We start from the raw sequence: 20,694 nt of genomic DNA on the forward strand, positions 1-20,694 counted from the left end.
AAGGAAAGGGCGCCGTCATGACCGAAGCCATCCGTTACGAGCGTGTCGGGGACATTGCCGTTCTGGCCGTCGACAATCCACCGGTCAACGCGCTGGGCCGGGATGTCCGGGTCGGACTGGCCGCCGGCATGGACCGGGCCGAGGCCGAAGGGGCGCGGGCGGTGCTGATTCACGGCACCGGGCGGACCTTTCCCGCCGGTGCGGATATCCGCGAGTTCGGCAAGCCGCCGACCGAGCCCTTCCTGCCGGACCTGTGCAACCGGATCGAGGCCTCGCCGCTGCTGGTGGTCAGCGCCATCCACGGCACAGCGCTTGGCGGCGGGCTGGAAGTGGCCCTGTCGACCCACTACCGGATCGCCACGCCCTCGGCCAAGGTCGGCCTGCCCGAGGTCAACCTGGGCATCCTGCCCGGCGCGGGCGGCACCCAGCGCCTGCCGCGGGTCGCCGGGAGCGAGGCCGCGCTCGACCTGATCACCTCGGCCCGGCATGTGGGGGCCGAAGAGGCGCTGAAGCTGGGGATCCTCGACCGGATCGCGGAAGGCGAGGCGCGCGAGATCGGGCTGGCCCATGCGCAGGCGCTGCTGGACGAGGGCGCGCCGCGGCGGCCGGTGGGTGAGATGCCGGCGCCCGAACCGGTCGATTTCGACGCCCGCTACGACGCGGTTCTGAAAAAGGGGCGGGGCCAGTTGTCGCCCGCCGTGGCGGTGCGCGCGGTCCAGGCCGCCTGCGAACTTCCGTTCGAGCAAGGCATGGCGCGCGAGCGCGAGCTTTTCACCGAGTTGATGCAGTCGGACCAGCGCCAGGGCCTGATCCATGCCTTTTTCGCCGAGCGCGCGGTGGGCAAGCTGCCCGAGCTCGATGGCGTGACCCCGCGCGAGGTCGCCTCGATCGGGGTGATCGGTGGCGGCACGATGGGGGCGGGGATCGCCACGGCGGCGCTGCTGGCGGGGTTGCCGGTGACGCTGCTGGAGATGACCGACAAGGCCGCCGCCGCCGCGCGGGGCCGGATCGAGCACAACCTGGAAGGCGCGCTGAAGCGCGGAAAGATCAGCAAGGCGCGGTTCGAACGGCTGGCCGGGCAGGACCTGAGGATTGCGACAAGCTATGCCGCGCTCTCGGGGTCCGACCTGGTGATCGAGGCGGTGTTCGAGGACATAGAGGTGAAGAAGCAGGTTTTTGCCCAGCTCGATGCCAGCTGCAAGCCGGGCGCGGTGCTGGCGTCGAACACCTCCTACCTGGACCTGAACGAGATCGCGGCCGCCACGTCGCGTCCGCAGGACGTGATCGGGCTGCATTTCTTCTCGCCCGCGCATGTGATGAAGCTGCTCGAGATCGTGGTTGCCGACCGCACCGCGCCAGAGGTGGTGGCGACCGGTTTCGCGCTGGGCAAGCGGCTGGGCAAGGTCTCGGTCCGGGCGGGGGTTTGCGACGGGTTCATCGGCAACCGCATCCTGGCCGCCTATCGCGCCTGCGCCGAGCACATGGTGCTGGACGGCGCGACGCCGTTCCAGATCGACGCGGCGGTGCGCGGTTTCGGCTTTGCGATGGGACCCTACGAGGTGTCGGACCTGGCCGGGCTGGACATCGGCTGGGCCTCGCGCAAGCGAAAGCGCGCCGCCGGCCTTGACCCCAAGGCGCGCGATGTGACCTATGCCGACAGGCTGTGCGAGGCGGGGCATTTCGGACGCAAGACCGGCAAGGGCTACTACATCTACGGGCCGGGCAAATCCGGCGCCGAGCCCAATCCCGAGGTGATGGAGCTGGTCGCCGCCGAACGCGCGGAAAAGGGCATCACGCCGCGGGAGTTCACCGATCAGGAGATCCTGCGCCGCTACATGGCGGCGATGGTGAACGAGGCCGCCCGTGTGGTCGGCGAGGGGATCGCGCGCCGTCCGCTGGACGTCGACGTGACCCTTCTGCACGGCTACGGCTTTCCCCGCTATCGCGGCGGCCCGATGAAATGGGCCGACATGGATGGTCTGGACGGGTTGCTGGAGGATATCCGCGGCTATGCGCGCGAGGACGATTTCTTCTGGTCGCCGGCGCCGCTGCTTGAGGAGCTGGTGGCCGAGGGGCGCAAGTTCGACGACCTGAACACCCCGGCGGGCGACTGAGCGTGCCGGGCGAGGGCCCACGGCCGGCGCGATCCGGCTGTCAGGACCATGTGGGTTATGAGATCGAGCGCGGCGGCGAGAACGGGTGCGCGCGCTGCGTTCTTCGGGTCGGTCCCGAGCATCTGAACCGTCACGGGATCCTGCATGGCGGGGTCGCGGCGATGCTGCTGGACGTGGCCTGCGGCAACACCGCCGGCGCGATGTTCGACGCCGGGGATCCGCCGCTGGTCCTGACGGTATCGCTGAGCACGCAATTCGTGGCGCCGGCGCGCGCGGGCCAAGTGGTTGCGACCGGAAGACCGGCCGGCGGCGGCGCAAGGCTGGCGTATGTGACCGGCGAACTGCGCGACGATCGCGACCGGCTGATCGCCACGGCGGCGGGGGTTTTCAAGCGCGGGCCGAAGGACCGTGCCGGCTGAATCCACTCAGGCGGGAACGCCGTCGGCGGCCGTGCGGATCGCCCGGATATTGTCGCCATAGACCCGCGGCTGCGCGACCGAGCCACCACGGAACACCGCCGAGCCGGCGACCAGCACATCGGCGCCGGCCTGCACCACCAGCGGCGCGGTTTTTGGGTCGACCCCGCCATCGACCTCGATATGCACCGGCCGGTCTCCGATCATGGCGCGCAGCTGTCGGATCTTGCCGGTCATGTCGATGAAGGACTGCCCGCCGAAGCCGGGGTTCACCGTCATCACGCAGACCAGATCGGCCAGGTCCAGCAGATGCGCCACCGCCTCGGCCGGCGTGCCGGGGTTGAGCGCCACGCCGGCCTTCATCCCCGCCGCGCGGATCGCCTGAAGCGTACGATGGATATGCGGGCCGGCCTCGACATGCGCGGTCAGGATATCGGCGCCGGCCTGGGCATAGGCGTCGATATAGGGGTCGACCGGCGCGATCATCAGGTGCACGTCCATCACCGTCTTCACATGCGGGCGGAACGCTTTTACCGCCGGCGGACCGAAGGTCAGGTTGGGCACGAAATGGCCGTCCATCACGTCCACATGCACCCAATCGGCGCCCTGCTCCTCGATGGCGCGGATCTCGGCACCGAAATTGGCGAAGTCGGCGGACAGGATCGAGGGTGCGATCCGGGTCTTTCTGTCGAAGGTCATGGGCGGGCACCGGGTTTGGACATGTCGTTTCGCGCCATATAGCCGCTCCGGGCGGCAAGGAACAGCCCCGCACGGGTGCCTATGGCGCCGAAACGGTTTGCCGGAGGCGGGCCAAGCGCCTAGGGATTGTCTGGCTGCAGCTAATCGCGACCAAAAGGCGGGGAGGGGTTTCATGAGCCGGCGCGCGCGATGAGCGGAACGGTCTTTGCCGTCGTGCTGCTGGCCGCGGCCCTGCATGCCGGGTGGAATGCGCTGGTCAAGGGCGGCGCGGACAAGGCGGCGGCGATGGCCGCGGTGGTCATCGGGCAGGGGTCGGCCGCGATTCTGTTGCTGCCCTTCGCACCGATCCCCGATCCGGCCTGCTGGCCTTATCTTCTCGGCGGTGTCCTGCTGCATCTGGGCTATCAGCTCTTCCTGATGAAATCCTACAGCATCGGCGATCTCACCCAAGTCTATCCGATCGCGCGCGGTGTCGCGCCGCTGATCGTGGCGGGGGTCTCGGTCCTGTTGCTGGGCGTCCGGTTCAGCCAGGTCGAACTGCTGGCGATGGGCCTGATCTCGGTCGGCATCGCCTCGATCAGCCTGACCCGGCGCGCCGACGGGCTGTTCCAGGTCAAGGCGGCGGGGCTGGCGCTGATCACCGGGATGTTCATCGCCTCCTATTCGCTGGTCGACGGGCAGGGCGCGCGGATCGCGGGCACCGCACTGGGGTTCTTCGCGCTGCTATCGATCCTCAATACCGTGGGGTTTGTGCTGGTGGCGGCGGTGGCGCGTCCGGGGCTGGTGCGGCGTGGCCTGGCGATGCGGCGCACGGCGCTGTTCGGCGGCGGCGCATCCTTTCTGGCCTATCTGCTGGTGGTCTGGGGCTTCACCCAGGCGCCCATCGCGCTGGTCACGGCGCTGCGCGAGGTGTCGATCGTCTTTGCGCTGATCCTGGGCGTCACGATCCTGCGCGAGCCGGTCAACCTGGCCAAGGTCGCCTCGACCGCGCTGACCCTCTCCGGGGCGCTCTTGCTGCGGCTGGGGCGCAGCTGACGCCCCCTCGCGTCAGGCGCGGTAGAACAGATAGCGGTCACGCGCGATGGTTTCCGGGCCCGGCACCTGTTCGAATCCGGTCAGCGGCTGGCCCGACACCAGCAGCCCGCCGGGGGCCATGACGCGGGCGATGCGCGGGCTCAACCGAGCGGCCTCGGCCACGTCGTCGGCCTTGATCCCCTGGCCGAAATCGTAGTGCGCCAGCGCAAAGCGCGCGCCCTCGTCGGCCAGCCGGTCCAGCATCTCCTCGGCCTCGCCCATCAGGAAATCCGCCTCGGGCGGGACGCAGGACGGATGGCATTGCAGCACCCGGTCCATCACCCGGATGCGGCGGTCGGGCAGGATCTCGCGCAGGTGATCATAGGTCCGGCCATTGCCCAGCCCCATGTCCAGCACATCGCCGGGCAGGTCCGCGATCTGCCCGGCGGCCCAGTTCAGGCCGTCGCGTTGGGCGCTCAGGCGGCGCAGCATGGAATCCAGTCGGCTCATGTCGGTCAGTCCTCGGTCGGGGCGGTCCAGGGGCGGGCGGGCCCGTCCAGAAGGCGGGTCAGAACCGCGCGGGAGAAGGCCCAGATGTCCTCATCATGGACGAGGTGGTGGGTCAACAGCCCGTAGGGCTCGTCGGGATCGGTCCGGCCGGTGCGCCGGTCGCGCAGATCGGCGGTCAGCTGTGCGATCAGGGATTCGGCGGGCAGCAAACCGCGGGTGCCGTGCCAGTCGATCGGATCGAGATGGGTGTTCACCTGCGCCAGGCCCGGCGCCGCCTCGGGCAGCGGGCGCGGCCTGGCGGTGGAGAGGACGCGAAAGCCCAGAGCGGGCAGCCCCACGGTGACGTCGCCGGCGATCCGGTTCCAGGGCGGCACAAAGACCGGCCGCAGCGCGGGACCGAAGAGATCGCGCAGCCGGCGCAGCCCCGAGGCGGCGTCCTCCAGTGCCAGGCCTGCCAGGCGATGCGCGCCGAACTCGGCTTTCTTGTCGCCGGCCGGCGCGTGGTTTTCATGGGCCCAGCCATGCACCAGCGGGATCAGCTGCGGATGCTGCGCCACGTGACGGGCAAGCGCGGGATCTGCGCGGGCGGGAATTACCGCGAGATGCACCGGCATGTCTAAAGCGCGCGACAGGACCGACAGCCGCTCCAGCGCCGGGCTGGGCGCCACCGCATCGTCGTCCCGCCACCAGAGCGGCAGGGTCAGCCCGCCCCGCCGCCACAGCGCAAGTTCGGCATCCAGCTCTCGCCATTCCGCGATCATCGCACCCCCTCCGCCAGGTTGGTGGCGATGCGCACGGTCTCGGCCGCGCCGGCGAAGTTGAGATCGCACGCGGGTTGGCGGCCGGCGGCGATCACCCGGCGCAGCGCATCGGTCAGGGCCGCCGGCTGCGCCGCATCGCTGCGCAGGACGGCGATGTTCGGGCGCCGCGCCAAGCTCTCGGCGCGCAGGCCCTGCTCGACCTCGTTGCCGGCATCGAAGGGGACAAGGACGGCCGGAACACCGCTTTGCAGAAGGTCCATGGCGGTATTGTAGCCGCACATGCTGACCGAGGCCGCCGCGACATGCAGCATCTGCCGGAACTCCGGGCGCGCCGTCTCGACCGTCACCGGCAGGCCGTTTGCCTCCGCGCTCAGTGTGTCGACAAGGGGGCCTGCCCCGGCGCCGCCGACCAGTAGCCGCCAGGGTGTTTCGGGCATGCGCCGCGCCGCGCCAATCGCCGCCCGGAACAGTGGTGCGCCGACCGGGCCGCCGCCGGCGCTGACCAGGATCTCTCCGGCGCCCGGCCCGGCCGGGTCCGGCGCAGCGGCGGGCGGTGCGACATAGCCGGTATAGACCAGCTTGCCCGCCGCGTCCGGCGTCACCGGCCAACTCTGCTCCAGGCGGGTGATCGCGGGGTCTGAATGCACCAGAACGGCGTCATAGAACCGCGCGATCAGGTCCGCGGCCTGTGCCGCCTTGGCGGGTTTCGACGGCGGCGCGAGGATGTCGCGGACCGAGGACAGGATCACGGGCGACCGGGTCATGGCGCGCGCCGCCTCCAGCAGCGCGGTGAACTCGGCCCCCAGGCTGCGGCGGCCGAAGGGGAAGAGCTCGGTGACCAGGATCTGCGGGGCGATCTTGTCCAGCGCGGTCAGCAGCGTCGCGCGCCGGTCATCGAGATACCGTGCATCGGCCGGCTCGCCGGCCTCGGTCAGAAGCCGGGTGAAATCGGTGCCGTCCGAGCGCAGCGGCGGCAATGGCACAAGATCGACGCCGGAAAGGTCGAGCTGCGGCGCCGGCATCCCGCCGCTGACCAGCGTGACCCGGTGCCCGGCACCTGAGAAGGCGCGGGCCAGCGTGGCGGCGCGGCTCAGATGGCCGGTGCCCAGCAGATGCGTGACGACGATCATCACCCTCATGGCGCGGCCTTGCGCGGGATCAGGCGCAGCGGGTCCGGATCCGGCGTCATGCTGTCCAGCTCGACGACATAGAGCCGGTTGCGCTTGATCCGGAACGGTGCGGGGCCGGAGAAATCCCAGCCATGCGCGCGCGCAAGAACGACCCGCATGATGCCGATATGACAGACCGCGACCGCATCGCCGCGCAGATGGTCCAGCCAGGGGGCAAGCCGGTCCCAAAGCTCGGCGGGGCTTTCGCCGCCCGGGGCGCGATACTGCCAGCCCCAGTCCTCGATATGGCGAAAGCCGCTGCCCGGCTCGGCCAGCAGGTCGGTGCCGTGCCGGCCTTCCCAATCGCCCCAGTTCATCTCGGTCAGTTCCGGCGCGGTGCGCGGTGCGCACCCGGCCACCAGTTCCGCGGTCTCGCGGGCGCGGGACAGGGGGCTGGACCACAGCGCGGCGCGTTCCCAGGGCGCCGGCAGGGCAAGGCCGGACAGTTCTTGCCGCGCGGCCTCGTCCAGCGCGATGTCGCTGCGGCCCTGGATCCGCCCGGCGCGGTTCCAGGCGGTATGGCCGTGGCGCAGCATGGCGATCCGGCGCCTCACGGCTGGGTCTCCAGCAGCGGGGCGACGGCGGCGGCGAAGATGTTTGTGGCGGCCGGCAGCAGGTGGTCCCGTTCGATCATCTTGCGCGCCGCGGCACCGCGCGCAAGGCGGGTGTCGGGATCGGCGAGCAGGCGGCGGATCATGCTGGCCAGCGCAGGCGGGCCGGCATCGGGCGCCGGGTAGTGGCCCGACAGCAGCACGTCGCGTACGCCGGGCCGGTCCTGGGCCACCACCGGCAATCCGGCGGCCTGCGCCTCGAGATAGACCATGCCGAAGGCCTCGTTCACGCCGGGCCACAGGAACAACGCGGCGCGGCCATAGGCGGCCTGCATTCGGGCCGGATCCAGCTCGCCCAGGAACCGCACCTTGTCGCCATAGGGGGCCATCAGGTCCTCGACCCGGGCGCGGGCCGGGCCGTCGCCGGCGATCTCAAGCCGCCAGTCACCACCCAGATGTGCCAGCGTCTCGGCGATGATCCGGTAGGAGGCCAGCTTGTCGCCCTCGCGCATCATGCCGGCGCACAGCATCGGTCCGTTGCGCGGCCCGGCCGGCGGCAGGCCCGTGCGCGGCAGGAAGGGCGGCAGATGCACCAGGGCCTGATCCCCGAACCGTTCGCGTTGCAGGGTGATCAGGTCGTTCTGCGTGAGGTAGAAAATCACCTCGGCCGCGTCGCAGGCGGTATGCGCATCGCGGGCAAAGCCGGACCAGGCGCCGTCCAGCCGGCTGGTGGCGCGGGTGCTTTCGACCTGAACATAGGGGATGTTCCGGGCCCGGCAGATCGCCGGGCCGATGAGGTCCGGGGCCTTGTAGTAGTTGTGATAGGTGATCCACAGCGCGGTGTCCTGCGGCAGCTCCTCCGTCAATCGGTCGACCTCGGACCGGGCCGAGGCGCGCAGCCCCGATTGCAGCGCCGGGTCGCCCGTGCGGTCGTAGATCCGCAGTTCCGAGGCCAGCGACACTTCCAGGCCGGCCTCGTGGATCACCGTCATCAGGTTGCGCGCCATCTCGCGGTCGCCCGACGGCACCGGGTTGCGCGGCGATTTCATCGGGGCGTAGAAGGCGACCCGCCGCACCGCTCAGGTTCCGCAGAGCGCGGTCAGCCGCGCCGACAGGTGGGCGATGCCGGGCGGCATGGTGAACTCGGCCAGCAGCCGCACGCGGGCGGCCTCGGCCATGCGGGTCCGCGCGGCGGGGTCGGCGGCAAGCTCGGCCATCGCGTTGGCCTGGGCTTGCGGGTCGTCGCTGACCAGCACGCCGTGGGTGCCGCTGTCGATGAATTCGGGGATTGCCGATACCGGTGTCGACAGGATCGGCAGCAGTTGCGAGGCCGCCTCCATCAACACGTTGGGCAGCCCGTCGCGGTCGCCGTCCGCGGCCACGCGGCTGGGCAGCACGAACAGATCCGCAGCCCGCATCGCGTCGATCACCTCGGGCTGGTCGCAGGCGCCGCGCCAGGTGATGCGATGGGCCACGCCCGCCGCCTCGGCCTGCGCGCGCAGGGTGTCGCCCAATTCGCCGCCGCCGATATGGGTCCAGTGCCAGTCCAGGCCGACAGGCAGCAGGGCCAGCGCGGCGATCAGCCGGTCAAAGCCCTTCTTCTCGACCAGCCGGCCGACCGAGAGCATCCCGAACCGGGAACCGGGCGCTCGCCGGGGCGGGTCGGGAAAACGGCTCAGGTCCAGCCCGTGATAGACCAGATCGACACGCCCCGGATCATCGGCCAGTTGCCGCAGGTGCTCTGCCCCGAAAGCGGTGCAGGTGGCGCCGAACGCGGCGCCGTGGGTGCCGGCCTGCAGCTTTTCGCGGATCTCCCATTCCGGCGAGGTCCAGATGTCCTTGGCGTGGGCGGAAAAGCTCCAGGGCAGGCCGCGCATGATCGCGGCGTAGCGCGCGACCGAGGACGGCGTGTGCAGGAAATGCGCATAGAGCGCCTCGGTGCCCGGCGGCAACTCGGCGGCCAGCACGCAGGCTTGTCCGAACCGCCGGATGCGGTTGTGGCTGCGGTCGCGGGCCAGGTCGGCGCGCCATGTCCGGTAGGCAAGCGTATAGCCCGGCAAGGCCCGCGCCGCTGCCCGGGCGCGCCAGACGCGGTCGGTTTCCTGGTAGAGGTATTCCGGCAGATATCGCACCCGCGCCCGCAACCTGTCATGCAGCGGGTGGCGCTTGGTGTCCGTGGGGTGGCGCAGCGACCATATGTCGAAATGGTGCCCGGCTTCCTCCAGCGCGACCAGTTCCTGAGCGATGAAGGTCTCGGACAGCCTCGGCCAGCCCTTGACCACGACCGCCAGCGCCGGATCCCGCACCGTCATTCGGCGGCCTGTTCCGAGGGCGTGCGCAGCAGGGCCGCGACGCGCCGGGTCACGTGATCCAGCCCGTCCAGAAGCCCGTCGGCGTTCATCTGCGAGGGCAAAGGCTGGGCGGGAAGCTCGCGGATCGCCCGGATCATCGTCTGCGGTGTCAGACCGTCGCGGCTTTCCTCGAGCATGCGCACCAGGCCGAGGTCCTCGGCGCGCGAGGCGCGCAGCCATTGCTCCAGGCGCGGCACAGTGCGCGGAACGATGACCGCCCGCTTGTCGAAGGAGAGCACCTCGCAGAACGTGTTGTAGCCGCCCATGCACACGACGCCCTGCGCGCCGGCGAAAAGCGTTTCGATCTGGCTCTCGAACCCGACCGCCGTGACCCGGCCCTGCAGGGCAGCGACGCGGGTCTCGAACTCGGCGCGGGTGTCGCCCGACAGGAACGGGCCATAGACCAGCACCGCGCGCGGCTCCAGCGTGGGATCGGTCTCGTAGGCGCGCAGCACCAGGTCGACCAGCGCCTGGCCGTCGCCACCACCGCCGGGCGTGATCAGCACATAAGGCTGCTCGGGCGGCGCATCCTCGCTGCCCAGGGCGCGGCGCAGATAGCCGGTCCACTGCATCCGCGCCCGCGTCTCGGGCGACAGCGCAAGCCCCTCGGTCGGATCGTAGATCGAGCTGACCCCGTAGACCCAGATCTCGTGGTAGAAGCGTTCGGTGGCCGCGATGGCGCCCTTGCGGTCCCATTCGGCGGCCAGAACGTCCGGCTCGTCCAGCACGTCGCGCAGGCCAAGCACCAGCTTGGTGCGGCCCTCGGCCTGCAGCATGTCGAGTGTCGGAAGCAACTCGCCGCGAAAGCCGGTCGGTTCCTTGTCCACGATCAGGATGTCGGGGGCGTATTGGCGGGCGCTTGTGCGGATCAGCCCGGAGCGCAGCTCGGTGACCTCGTCGATCCCCATGCCCATGCCGCGCGCGGCATAACTGCCGTCGCGCAGCTTGGTCACGCCGGGCAGGCGCACGTGATCGACCCGGCGCGGAAAGGTGAAGCGGCCAGCCACAGGCGACCCGGTCAGGATCAGCGCCGAGGCGCGCGGATCGGCATCGGTGATCGCCGCCGCCAGCGCCCGCGAGCGCCTGAGATGGCCCAGCCCGAACGTGTCGTGGCTGTAGAGCATGATCCGCGGATCGCGGGCCGATGTGTCGGATATGCCGTGTCGCGCTTGCATGCCCCTAGAGTCTCAGATCCGAGTCCGATTTGCCGAAAATGCCCTTGATGTCATAAAGGACGGCGCCGGGTTTGCCAAAGGCCCGCAATTCCGCCGGGCCCATCCGCCGGAATTCGTCATGGGCCACCGCCACCAGGATGGCGTCATACCCGCCGGGCTGCGGCGCCACGGTCACCTCGACCCCGTATTCCGTGGCGACCGAGTCGGGATCGACCCAGGGGTCGTGCAGGTCGGCGGCGACCGAGTAATCGGCCAGCTCGGTCAGGATGTCGGCGACGCGGGTGTTGCGGACGTCCGAGCAGTTCTCCTTGAATGCGAAGCCCAGCACCAGAACACGGGCGCCGCTGGGGTCGATTCTGTTCTTCAGCAGCGTCTTGACCAGTTCGCGCGCCACGTGCCGGCCCATGTTGTCGTTGATGCGCCGCCCGGCCAGGATCACCTCGGGGTGATAGCCCAGCTGCTCGGCCCGGTAGGTCAGGTAATAGGGATCGACGCCGATGCAGTGCCCGCCGACCAGACCGGGCTTGAACGGCAGGAAGTTCCATTTCGTTCCGGCCGCCTCGAGCACCTCGAGCGTGTCCAGCCCCAGCCGCGAGAAGATCAGCGAGAACTCGTTGACCAGGGCGATGTTAAGGTCGCGCTGGGTGTTCTCGATCACCTTGGCGGCCTCGGCGGTCTTGATCGAGCTTGCGCGATGTACGCCGGCCTTGACCACCGGGGCATAGATCGCCGCCACCCGGTCCAGCGTCTCGTCATCCTGGGCGGAGATGATCTTGACCACGTTTTCCATCGAGTGTTCGGCATCGCCGGGGTTCACCCGTTCGGGCGAGTAGGCCAGCTTGATCTGATCGAACAGGCGCAGGCCGCTGGCCTGGGCCAGGACCGGGCCGCAGACCTCTTCGGTGACGCCGGGATAGACCGTGCTTTCGACGATGACCAAGGCGCCGGGCCGCAGATGCGGGGCAATGGCCCGGCAGGCCTCGCGCAGCGGGCGCAGGTCGGGCGTACGCGCATCGGTGATGGGTGTGGGCACGCCGATGATGAAGACGCTGCGCCCGGCCAGGGCATCGGTCTCGGACGCAAACCGGGCCTGCGTGTCGCGCAGCGATGCCTCGGTCACCTCGCCATTGCGGTCATGGTCCCGCCGCAGCGCCTCGACATGGGCCGCATCGGTATCGAACCCCAGCGTGTCGAACCCGGCCCTGGCCAGGCCCAGGGTCAGGGGCAGCCCGACATAGCCAAGGCCCAGAACTGCAATGGTATCCCTGCGTTTGGGGTCGGGCATCCGGGGTCTCTCTGGCTGTCGGTCCGGTCCTGCGGATCCGCGCCCGGACCACGCTGTGCGGCCCGTCCTAGTCAAATCGCGGCGGGATGGAAACATCAAACTGGGCGTCGGCCGGCATTGTGGCATCAATACCCGCTCTCGAAAGCCTGTTTGCATGTCATTTGAACCGGTTGCGCGCCTCCTGTAACGTGTCCGAAACAATGGACGGAGCAGGGGCCAATGGGTCGGATCCTTTTGTGGCTGGCGGTCGGGGTCTGGCTGTCCCTGGTGGCCGGCGGCCCGCTGTCGGCACAGAGCGTGCTGCCGGGGCTGGGCGGCGGATCGTCCGCGTCGGAACCGGCCGCCGAGAACGACCTCTCCAGCGCCATCCGCGCCGCGACCGAGGCCGGCGCCAGCGTCATCGTCATCGACAGCACCGGGCGCCTGGTCTCGACCCAGGGCGGCGACCCGGACGGGGGCGGCCCGGACGGTGCGGCCGAGGACAGCAGCTCTCAGTTGATGAAGGCGCAGACCCGGTTCGAGGAGTTCCGGGCCACACTGAACACCAGGTTGCAGGCCCTGCCTGGCTCGATCTTCGAGGTTCAATACATCCTGCGCCAGACCAGCCCGGACGGGCGGATCATGACCTATGTCGAGGTCCTGGCCTGGAGCCTGGTGCTGTTGCTGGTGGGGCGGTGGATGTCGATCGAGATCTACGGCAAGCGCATCGCCAAGCGATATGTCGTCTCGCGGATCAAGGCGGCGCCCGAAGGCTATCGCGAGAAGATGCCCTTCCTGGTCTTCCGCTTCGTCATGGGCCTCGGCGCCACGATCTTCGCGATGATCTTCGCCTGGATCGTGGGCCTGCTGATCTTCGGCCGGTCCGAGGACATCTCGGTTCAGTTCACGGCAACGGCGGTGTTCACGGCCTTCTTCCTGGCGCGCACAATCTCGGATCTGTGGCGCATGGTGCTGTCGCCCTATCTCAGCCAGTACCGGCTGCCGCCGTTTTCCGACCGGGCGGCCAAGCGGCTCTATCTCTGGGCCTCGGTGCTGGCCACCTATGACATCTCGGTGGTGCTGTTCTCGACCTGGGTCGCGGATTTCGGGCTGAACTACAACGTCTACGCGATGGTCTATGGCGTGTTGTCGCTGCTGGGTGCCGTGGGCAACATGGCGCTGGTGGTGTTCAACGCATCGGCGATCAGCAACGCGATACGGGGCGGGCGGAGCCCGGCGCAGGTCTCGTGGCTGCTGCGCTTCGTGTCCTATGCCTGGGCGCCGTTCATCCTGCTTTATATCCTGTTCGGCTGGTTCGAACTGGCGCTCGACCTGGTTCTGGAAACCCCGATCTCGATCCCGCTGGTGGCCGGCACCTACGGCATCTTCATGTCGGTCGTCATCGCCTATGGCGCGATGAACTACGTCCTGGAACGCTATTTCACCCGTGCGCGGCAGGTCCGGCGCATCAACGACGACATGGCCGAGGCCGAGCGCGCCGAGGATGAGGCCGGTGAAGAGGACGACCAGCCGACGGTGCGGACGCAGCATCCGATCAGCACGTTTGAGGATCTCGCCCGCCGGGTCGCCGGCATCCTGTCCTTCGTGGTGGGCATCTACGCGCTGTTGCTGGTGTGGTTCCCGGAATCGGCCTGGGCCGAGGATCTGCTGATCGGCCGGGCGCTGGACGTGGTGGTGATCGTGTTCATCGGCTACATCCTCTACCACGTCTTCCGGATCTGGATCGACAGCCGGATCGCCGACGAGACCGCCGACACCGAGGAGGGCGAGCTGGGCGACGAGGGTGGCGGATCCAGCGCCAGCCGTCTGGCGACGCTGCTGCCGCTCTTCCGCGGCGCGATCCTGGCGGTTGTCGTGGTGACGATCACGCTGATCGCGCTGATGGAGATCGGTATCAATGTCAGCCCGCTTTTCGCCGGTGCCGGGGTGGTCGGCCTCGCCATCGGCTTCGGCGCGCAGACCCTGGTGCGCGACATTTTCTCGGGCGCGTTTTTCTTGGTCGACGACGCGTTCCGCAAGGGCGAGTATATCGACATCGGCGACGTGAAGGGCACGGTCGAGAAGATCTCGGTGCGCTCGTTCCAGCTGCGCCACCACCTGGGCGCGCTCAACACCATCCCGTTCGGCGAGATCAAGGTGCTGACCAACTATTCCCGCGACTGGGTGATCATGAAGCTGCCGCTGCGCGTGACCTACGACACCGATGTCGAGAAGGTGCGCAAGCTGATCAAGAAGCTGGGGCAGGAGCTGCTGGAGGATCCGGTGATCGGCGACAATTTCATCCAGCCGCTCAAGAGCCAGGGCGTGATCGAGATGCAGGACAGCGCGATGATCATCCGGGTCAAGTTCATGACCAAGCCCGGCGACCAGTGGCTGGTGCGCAAGAAGGTCTATCAGGACATTCGCGAGCTGTTCGCGCGCGAGGGCATCAAGTTCGCCCATCGCGAAGTGACCGTGCGGATCGCGGATGAGCAAGCCGAGGACATGAGCGACCGGCAGCGCGAAGCGATCACCGGTGCGGTCGAGGCGGCCATCGACGAGGATTACCTGGACGATATCGGCCCCGGCGGCGACGACCGTTGAGCGGGCCGGGCGGCCGGGTTACTGCTGATAGGGATCGAGGCTGTCGCGCAACCCGTCGCCGAGGAAGTTGAAGGCCAGCACGACCACGATGATCGGCAGCATCGGGATCGCGGTCCAGGGGTAGATCTCGATCGAGGCCAGGTTCTGCGCATCGTTCAGCATCACCCCCCAGCTGACCGCCGGGGCCCGCAGGCCGAGGCCGAGGAAGCTGAGCGCGGTTTCGCCCAGGATCATGGCGGGGATCGACAGGGTGGCGCTGGCGATCAGGTGCGACATGAAATTCGGCAGCAGGTGCTTGCGGATGACCCGGCCGGACCCGGCCCCCATCATCTCGGCCGCGCGCACGTATTCCTCTTCGCGCAGGGACAGGAACTTGGCCCGCACCGCCCGCGCCAGCCCGGGCCAGTCGAGAATGCCCAGGATCACAGAGATGATGAAGAACACCGCCACCGGCGACCAGTTCGACGGCACGGCCGCCGACAGAGCCAGCCACAGCGGCAGTTCCGGCAGCGAGCGCAGGATCTCGATCACCCGGTTGATGAACCAGTCGGTGCGCCCGCCGAAATAGCCCGCCAGAGAGCCGAAGAAGATGCCCAGCGTGAAGGACACGGTGATGCCGATCAGGCCCACGGTCAGGGACAGCTGCGCGCCATAGAGGATGCGGCTGAACACGTCCCGGCCCAGCCGGTCCGAGCCCCACAGGAACACCGTCGCGCCCTCGGGCGCGCAGAACAGGTGCGTGTCGGTCGGGATCAGGCCGGCCAGCCGGTAGTCCCCGGCCTCGCAGAAGAACTCCAGCGGGCGCGGCGTGGTGGTGTCCTCGACGAAGACCCATTGGAAGGTCTCCATATCCGCCTCGGCCACGATGGGATAGACGAAGGGGCCGACGAATTCGCCCTCGTGGAACCAGTTGACCGATTGCGGCGGCGCATAGAGGTGGTCGCCATTGCGCTCGTTCGCGGTATAGGGCGCGATGAACCCCGCAAAGGGCAGCATCAGATAGCTCAGGAGCAGGAAGATCCCCGACACCAGGCCCAGCTTGTGGGTCTTGAACTTGCGCCAGACCAGCACCCAGTTCGGTGCGTCCAGGTCGCGGCGCTCGGGCTGCTGCAGCGCCGCCTTCGGATCATAGGGCGCGTCGTCCACATAGCGTCCGTCGGGCAGCTGCGTCATGTCTCGCGCCCCTCATAGCGTATGCGCGGGTCTAGCAGCACCAGCAGCACGTCCGAGATCATCGTGCCCATCAGCGTTAGCAGGGCGACGAACATCAACACGAAGGCCGACAGGAACTGGTCCTGCGTCTTGAGCGCGGTCAGCAGGGTCGGGCCGATGGTCTGCAGGCCCAGCACCACCGAGACCAGGACCGAGCCCGACACCATGGACGGCAGCAGGTTGCCGATATCGGCCACGAACGGGTTGAAGGCGACCCGCAGCGGATATTTGGTCAGCATCCGCGCCGGGGCCATGCCCTTGGCGATGGCGGTCTCGACATAGGGCTTGCCCAGCTCGTCCAGCATGTTCGCACGAAGCCGCTGCATCATCGCCGAGGCGCCCGAGGTACCGATCACGAAGGTGGGCACGATCAGGTGGATGAGCACCGACTTGACCTTTTCCCAGGTCCAGGGCTGGCCTTCGAAGGTCGGGTCCATCAGCCCGCCGATCGGCAGGTCGAAATAGCGGTGGCCATAGTAGAACAGGATCAGCGCCAGCAGGAAATTCGGCGTCGCCAGGCCCAGATAGCCGACGAAGGCCGAGGTATAGTCGACCCAGGTGCGCGACCGCGCCGCCGCCAGCACGCCCAGCGGCAGGGCCACGACATAGACGAACAGGACCGCGGCCAGGTTGACCAGCACGGTCAGCCACAGGCTTTCGCCGACGATCTCGGCGACCGGCCGGTCGAACTCGAAGGACCAGCCGAAATTGCCGTGGATCAGGCCGGAAAACCCGTGCGGGCCGGGCATGAAGCCCATCCAGATCATGTATTGTTCCCACAGCGGCCGGTCGAGCGCGTATTCGCGCCGCAGGAACTCGGCCTTTTCCACGCCGGCCGACTGGCCGCTGGCGCGCAGCTCGGCGATCTGGTTGGACAGGTAGTCGCCGGGCGGCAGGTTGATGATCACGAAGACCAGCACCGACACGACAAGAAGCGTCAGCAGCATGGTGAAGAACCGGTAGACTGCGTAACGCAGGATGCTCATGCTGCGGGGCCTGTCATCGTTTGGTCACTCGGCAAGAAAGAACTCGTCCATGCGGTGCACGCCGAAATGCGCGCCGGGCTCCCAGGCCCACATCGCCTTTTCCGGCACGTTGCGCAGACGGTTCGAGACCACGATGGGTTGCGGCGCGCCGGCCAGGATGCCGATGCCATAGACCTGGTCGGCATGGATCGCCAGCATTTCGCGCCAGACGCGCGACCGCTCTTCCGTGGTCGTTGCCACTTCCCACTCATGCGCCAGCTCCAGCAGGCGCTGCGCCTCGGGCAGGTCGGGCGGCTCGCCGGCCTCGCCCCCGGTCTGGTAGTGCTGGCCCCATTTCGGCCAGGCAAAGAACACCTGGTCGGTGGGGGCAAGGTAGGCCGGCGAGGTATAGGGTTGCGGAATGCCGTTGTCCCAGCCGAACCAGACTGCCGCCATCGTGTTTCCGGCGAACACCCGGTTGCGCAGGATGTCGCGATCAAGCGGGCGCATCACCAGCTTGACGCCGATGTCGCGCCAAGTGTCGGTGACGATCTGCAGCGCGTTCTCGACCTCCTGGCGTTCGCCGGCGGTCTCGATCACCAGCTCAAAAGGCCTTCCGTCGGGCAGCAGGCGGATGCCGTTGGCGCCGCGCTTGTCGAGACCAGCCTCGTCCAGCAGGCGGTTGGCCTCTTCGGGATCGAATTCTGCCCAGGCATCGCGGTTGGCCTCGTCGAAGAACGGGCTGGACGGCAGCACCGACATCGCGCCCGGCTGGCCCAGCTTGAAATAGAGCGCCTGGTTGATGGTCTGCCGGTCGATGCCCAGCGATAGCGCCCGGCGCACGCGCACGTCGCGCAGCACCTCGCGCCAGGTTTCGTCGGTATAGTTCAGGTTGGGGTAGATCGCGATCTGCGAGGCCACGCCGGTCTGCCACAGGTAGGTCTTGTAGCCGCCTTCGGCCTCGCCCTTCTTCAGGATCGAGACATCACGGAAATCCAGCCCGCGGCCCTGCAGGTCGCTTTCGCCGGCGTTGGACTTGGCGGCGACCAGGCCCGGCGCCACGATCTCCATCTCGACGATGTCGATATAGGGCAGTTGCACGCCGCGGCTGTCGATGCGGTGGAAATACGGGTTGCGCACGAAGTTGTGGCGGATCTTCTTGCCTGAACTGGCATTGATCCAGGGTTGCAGCGTCGGCAGTTCGTGATTGTCGAACTTGCCCATGTTGTCGAGCTTGTTGTGCAGCGCCGCCCAGCTGCGCACCCGCGTCTCCTCGATTGCCGCGTCGAGCACGGCCTGGTCGGCATAGGCCTTGTGATACTCTTTCAGGTAGTGGGCGGGCCGGTAGAGGAAGGGTGGCAGCGCCTGGGCCAGCGTCTGCAGGAACAGCGCGTTGGGGTTGGACCACTCGTAGATCACCGTGGTTTCGTCGGGAAAACTGACCTTGGGCAACTCGCCCTCGACGATCAGGAAGTCGGGCGGGCCGGCCGGGCGCAGTTCCTCGTTGTTGGCCACATCCTCCCAGTAGTAGCGGAAATCATCGGACGTGAAGGGCGTGCCGTCGGACCACTTGTGCCCCTTGCGCAGGCGCAGGGTGAACTTGCGGCCCTCCTCGACCTCGACATCCGCCAGCAGGTCGGGCTGGATCTCGTAGTTGGAGTCATATCCGACCAGCCGTGCATAACCGTAGACCACCATCTGCCGGATGTCCTTGGAGCGCGTGACCATCGTGCGCAGCACGCCGCCCTGCTGGCCGAATTCGCGCCCCTTGGCGGCCAGGTCCACGACCAGCGGATCCTCGGGGAGGCGTTCGGCGATCGGCGGCAGGTCGCCGGCATCGACCTCCTGGCGCCAGAAGTCGCCCTCCTGCAGGGTCGGCAGTCCGGTGGCGGCGGCCGGCAATACCCCGGCCAACGCCAGCGCGGCGGCAAGCAGGAAGGTTCGGAGGGGTGTGTCAAACATGGCAGCGTACCTTGTGACCGGGTTCCATTTCCACGAGGGAAGGTATCACGCTCTCGGTAAAACGAAAGGCTTGGGCCCAGCTGTCCGGCGCGCCGGCGCCTTGCGCCACCAGTTTCAGGTCGATGGGGCGTTCGATGTCGGGCTCGGGCTGGGCGGCGATCAGGGCCTTGGTATAGGGGTGCTGGGGATTGTGGAACAGGGTCTCGGGCGGGGCCTGCTCGACCACCAGCCCCTGACGCATCACCGCCACCTCGTCGGCGATCCGGGCCACCACCGCCAGGTCGTGCGAGATGAACAGGTAGCTGAGGTTGTGTCGGTCGCGGATGTCTTCCAGCAAGGTCAGGATCTGTTCCTGCACCGACACGTCCAGCGCCGAGGTCGGCTCGTCGCAGACGATCAGCGCCGGGTCCAGCATCAGGGCGCGCGCGATCGACAGGCGTTGGCGCTGGCCGCCCGAGAAGGCGTGCGGGTAGCGTTTGAGCATGTCGGCGTTCAACCCGACCCGGTCGAGCATGGCGGCAGCGCGGTCGCGCCGCTCGGCCCGATCGCCGATGCGGTGGATCTCGAGCGGTTCGGTCATCGCGTCCTGGATCCGCATCCGCGGGCTGAGCGAGGAATAGGGATCCTGGAACACCATCTGGGCCTGGCGCTGGAACGCGGTGCGCTGGCTGCGGCTCATCTTGTGCACCTGCAGCGGCTCGGCGTCGGGTGTGGCGCGGAACAGGATCTCGCCGCCGGGATCGGGCGGCTCAGCGCCAAGCGCGATGCGTGCGGCGGTGGTCTTGCCCGAGCCGCTTTCGCCGACGATGGCCAGCGTCTTGCCGCGCGGCAGTTTCAGGTCGACACCCCGGCAGGCATGGATCAGCACGTTGGGTTTCCAGCCGGATCCGGCGCGCATCGTATAGGTCTTGGAAACCTGGCGCATGTCGAGGATCAGGTCCTGATCGGGCAGCGGCGGGGCCGGGGCGGTCTCGGCGGGAATCGCGGGGGCGGCGTCGAACAGCTGCTTGGTATAGGGATGCGCCGGCGCCTTGAGCATCGGCTCGGCGTCGCCGGCCTCCATCACCCGGCCCTTGTGCATGACCACCACCCGCTCTGCCATGTTCGCGACCACGCCCAGGTCATGCGTGACCAGGATCAGCGCCATGCCGGTTTCCTGCTGCAACTCCTTGATAAGCCCTAGAACTTGTGCCTGAGTGGTCACGTCCAGCGCGGTTGTGGGCTCGTCCGCGATCAGGAGTTCGGGCTTTGCCACCATCGCCATCGCGATCATCGCGCGCTGGCGCATCCCGCCCGACAACTCGAACGGATAGGACTTGTAGGCCCTTTCGGGATCGGGAAAGCCCACGCGGTCGAATGTCTGCAGGACCTGCCGCCTGGCCTCGCGCTCGGAGGCGCCGCGGTGCAGCCACAGAACCTCGCTCACCTGGTTGCCGATCCGGTGCAGCGGCGAGAGCGAGCGCATCGGTTCCTGGAAGATCATCGAGATGCGGTCGCCACGGATGCTGCGCAGCCGCCGCTCGCCGATCTCGGTCAGGACGACCGGCTTGGTGCCATCATCCAGCGTGATCCGGCCGCTGGTGATCCGGGCCGTCCGCGGCAGGATGCGCAGGATGGCGCGGCACGAAAGAGTCTTACCCGAGCCGGATTCGCCCACGATGGCCAAGGTCTGGCCGCGCTCGACATCGAAGCTGACATTGCCCACGACGGTCTGGCCGGGGCCGAAACTGATGGTCAGATCCTCGACGGACAGCAACGGGCGCATTCAGGTCGCCCTGTCTGTCAGGCTGCTGTCGCTCATCCGGTCTCACCATCCCCTCGGTCTCGGGATCACTTTCGCTTGATGGGTCTCGGCTAGTCAAACCCGAAATTGCGCCGTGCCCTCACGTTTCCGCCAATCCGCTCAGCGCATGGCTACACATTTGCC

At 68.2% G+C, this 20,694-nt stretch carries 17 protein-coding genes; 4 read left to right on the forward strand and 13 right to left on the reverse strand.

All coding sequences use genetic code 11. The features are described from left to right. Positions 1-17: 17 nt before the first annotated feature. The gene (locus BMX57_RS02690) at positions 18-2,114 is read left to right on the forward strand and encodes a 3-hydroxyacyl-CoA dehydrogenase NAD-binding domain-containing protein (RefSeq protein ID WP_092362303.1); all 2,097 of its coding nucleotides are present in this window, start codon (positions 18-20) and stop codon (positions 2,112-2,114) included. 50 nt (positions 2,115-2,164) lie between these two features. Beyond that, complete coding sequence (locus tag BMX57_RS02695; RefSeq protein WP_229724186.1) at positions 2,165-2,533, forward strand: PaaI family thioesterase; 369 nt, start codon at positions 2,165-2,167, stop codon at positions 2,531-2,533. A 6-nt stretch (positions 2,534-2,539) separates the two neighbouring features. On the opposite strand, the gene rpe is transcribed toward BMX57_RS02695, so the two are convergent. After that, complete coding sequence (gene rpe / locus BMX57_RS02700) at positions 2,540-3,229, reverse strand: ribulose-phosphate 3-epimerase (RefSeq protein WP_092362307.1); 690 nt, start codon at positions 3,227-3,229, stop codon at positions 2,540-2,542. 189 nt (positions 3,230-3,418) lie between these two features. On the opposite strand from rpe, the gene BMX57_RS02705 reads away from it, so the two are divergent. Beyond that, positions 3,419-4,264 carry an EamA family transporter gene (locus tag BMX57_RS02705; RefSeq protein ID WP_092362309.1) on the forward strand — a complete coding sequence of 282 codons (846 nt, stop codon included), beginning with the start codon at positions 3,419-3,421 and terminating at the stop codon, positions 4,262-4,264. 12 nt (positions 4,265-4,276) lie between these two features. On the opposite strand, the gene BMX57_RS02710 is transcribed toward BMX57_RS02705, so the two are convergent. From BMX57_RS02710 to BMX57_RS02745, 8 genes are read right to left on the reverse strand one after another with little or no spacing between them, the layout of a single operon-like run. Next, on the reverse strand, positions 4,277-4,753 hold the full coding sequence (locus BMX57_RS02710; protein WP_092362311.1) for a class I SAM-dependent methyltransferase: 477 nt from the start codon (positions 4,751-4,753) through the stop codon (positions 4,277-4,279). A gap of 5 nt (positions 4,754-4,758) precedes the next feature. Beyond that, on the reverse strand, positions 4,759-5,514 hold the full coding sequence (locus BMX57_RS02715; RefSeq protein WP_092362313.1) for a polysaccharide deacetylase family protein: 756 nt from the start codon (positions 5,512-5,514) through the stop codon (positions 4,759-4,761). Further along, a complete protein-coding gene (locus BMX57_RS02720) occupies positions 5,511-6,653 on the reverse strand; it encodes a glycosyltransferase family protein (protein ID WP_092362315.1) in 1,143 nt (380 codons plus the stop codon). Before BMX57_RS02720 ends, BMX57_RS02715 begins: the two co-directional genes overlap by 4 nt. Continuing rightward, entirely contained in the window at positions 6,650-7,219 is a 570-nt protein-coding gene (locus BMX57_RS02725) for a histidine phosphatase family protein (RefSeq protein ID WP_092362317.1), read from the reverse strand. Before BMX57_RS02725 ends, BMX57_RS02720 begins: the two co-directional genes overlap by 4 nt. A gap of 14 nt (positions 7,220-7,233) precedes the next feature. After that, complete coding sequence (locus tag BMX57_RS02730) at positions 7,234-8,310, reverse strand: glycosyltransferase family 4 protein (RefSeq protein ID WP_092362319.1); 1,077 nt, start codon at positions 8,308-8,310, stop codon at positions 7,234-7,236. A 3-nt stretch (positions 8,311-8,313) separates the two neighbouring features. Continuing rightward, positions 8,314-9,546 carry a glycosyltransferase family 4 protein gene (locus BMX57_RS02735; protein WP_092362321.1) on the reverse strand — a complete coding sequence of 411 codons (1,233 nt, stop codon included), beginning with the start codon at positions 9,544-9,546 and terminating at the stop codon, positions 8,314-8,316. Next, entirely contained in the window at positions 9,543-10,760 is a 1,218-nt protein-coding gene (locus BMX57_RS02740; protein WP_229724185.1) for a glycosyltransferase family protein, read from the reverse strand. Before BMX57_RS02740 ends, BMX57_RS02735 begins: the two co-directional genes overlap by 4 nt. A gap of 4 nt (positions 10,761-10,764) precedes the next feature. Continuing rightward, positions 10,765-12,045, reverse strand: a complete 1,281-nt coding sequence (locus BMX57_RS02745) for a nucleotide sugar dehydrogenase (protein ID WP_092362325.1) — start codon at positions 12,043-12,045, stop codon at positions 10,765-10,767. 219 nt (positions 12,046-12,264) lie between these two features. Between BMX57_RS02745 and BMX57_RS02750 the strand changes: the two genes are divergently transcribed. Next, the gene (locus tag BMX57_RS02750; protein ID WP_092362327.1) at positions 12,265-14,628 is read left to right on the forward strand and encodes a mechanosensitive ion channel family protein; all 2,364 of its coding nucleotides are present in this window, start codon (positions 12,265-12,267) and stop codon (positions 14,626-14,628) included. Between the two features lie 18 nt (positions 14,629-14,646). On the opposite strand, the gene BMX57_RS02755 is transcribed toward BMX57_RS02750, so the two are convergent. The 4 genes from BMX57_RS02755 to BMX57_RS02770 are packed head-to-tail and all read right to left on the reverse strand — an operon-like array spanning position 14,647 to position 20,532. After that, entirely contained in the window at positions 14,647-15,801 is a 1,155-nt protein-coding gene (locus BMX57_RS02755) for an ABC transporter permease (RefSeq protein ID WP_092362329.1), read from the reverse strand. Beyond that, positions 15,798-16,826 (reverse strand): ABC transporter permease, encoded by a 1,029-nt coding sequence (locus tag BMX57_RS02760; protein WP_092362331.1) that lies wholly within the window; start codon positions 16,824-16,826, stop codon positions 15,798-15,800. Before BMX57_RS02760 ends, BMX57_RS02755 begins: the two co-directional genes overlap by 4 nt. 24 nt (positions 16,827-16,850) lie before the next feature. Beyond that, a complete protein-coding gene (locus BMX57_RS02765; RefSeq protein WP_092362333.1) occupies positions 16,851-18,767 on the reverse strand; it encodes an ABC transporter substrate-binding protein in 1,917 nt (638 codons plus the stop codon). Continuing rightward, on the reverse strand, positions 18,760-20,532 hold the full coding sequence (locus BMX57_RS02770) for an ABC transporter ATP-binding protein (RefSeq protein WP_092362335.1): 1,773 nt from the start codon (positions 20,530-20,532) through the stop codon (positions 18,760-18,762). The genes BMX57_RS02765 and BMX57_RS02770 overlap by 8 nt, the downstream gene beginning before the upstream one ends. Positions 20,533-20,694: the final 162 nt, after the last annotated feature.

The organism is Cribrihabitans marinus (assembly GCF_900109035.1).
In the GTDB taxonomy this organism is placed as follows: domain Bacteria; phylum Pseudomonadota; class Alphaproteobacteria; order Rhodobacterales; family Rhodobacteraceae; genus Cribrihabitans; species Cribrihabitans marinus.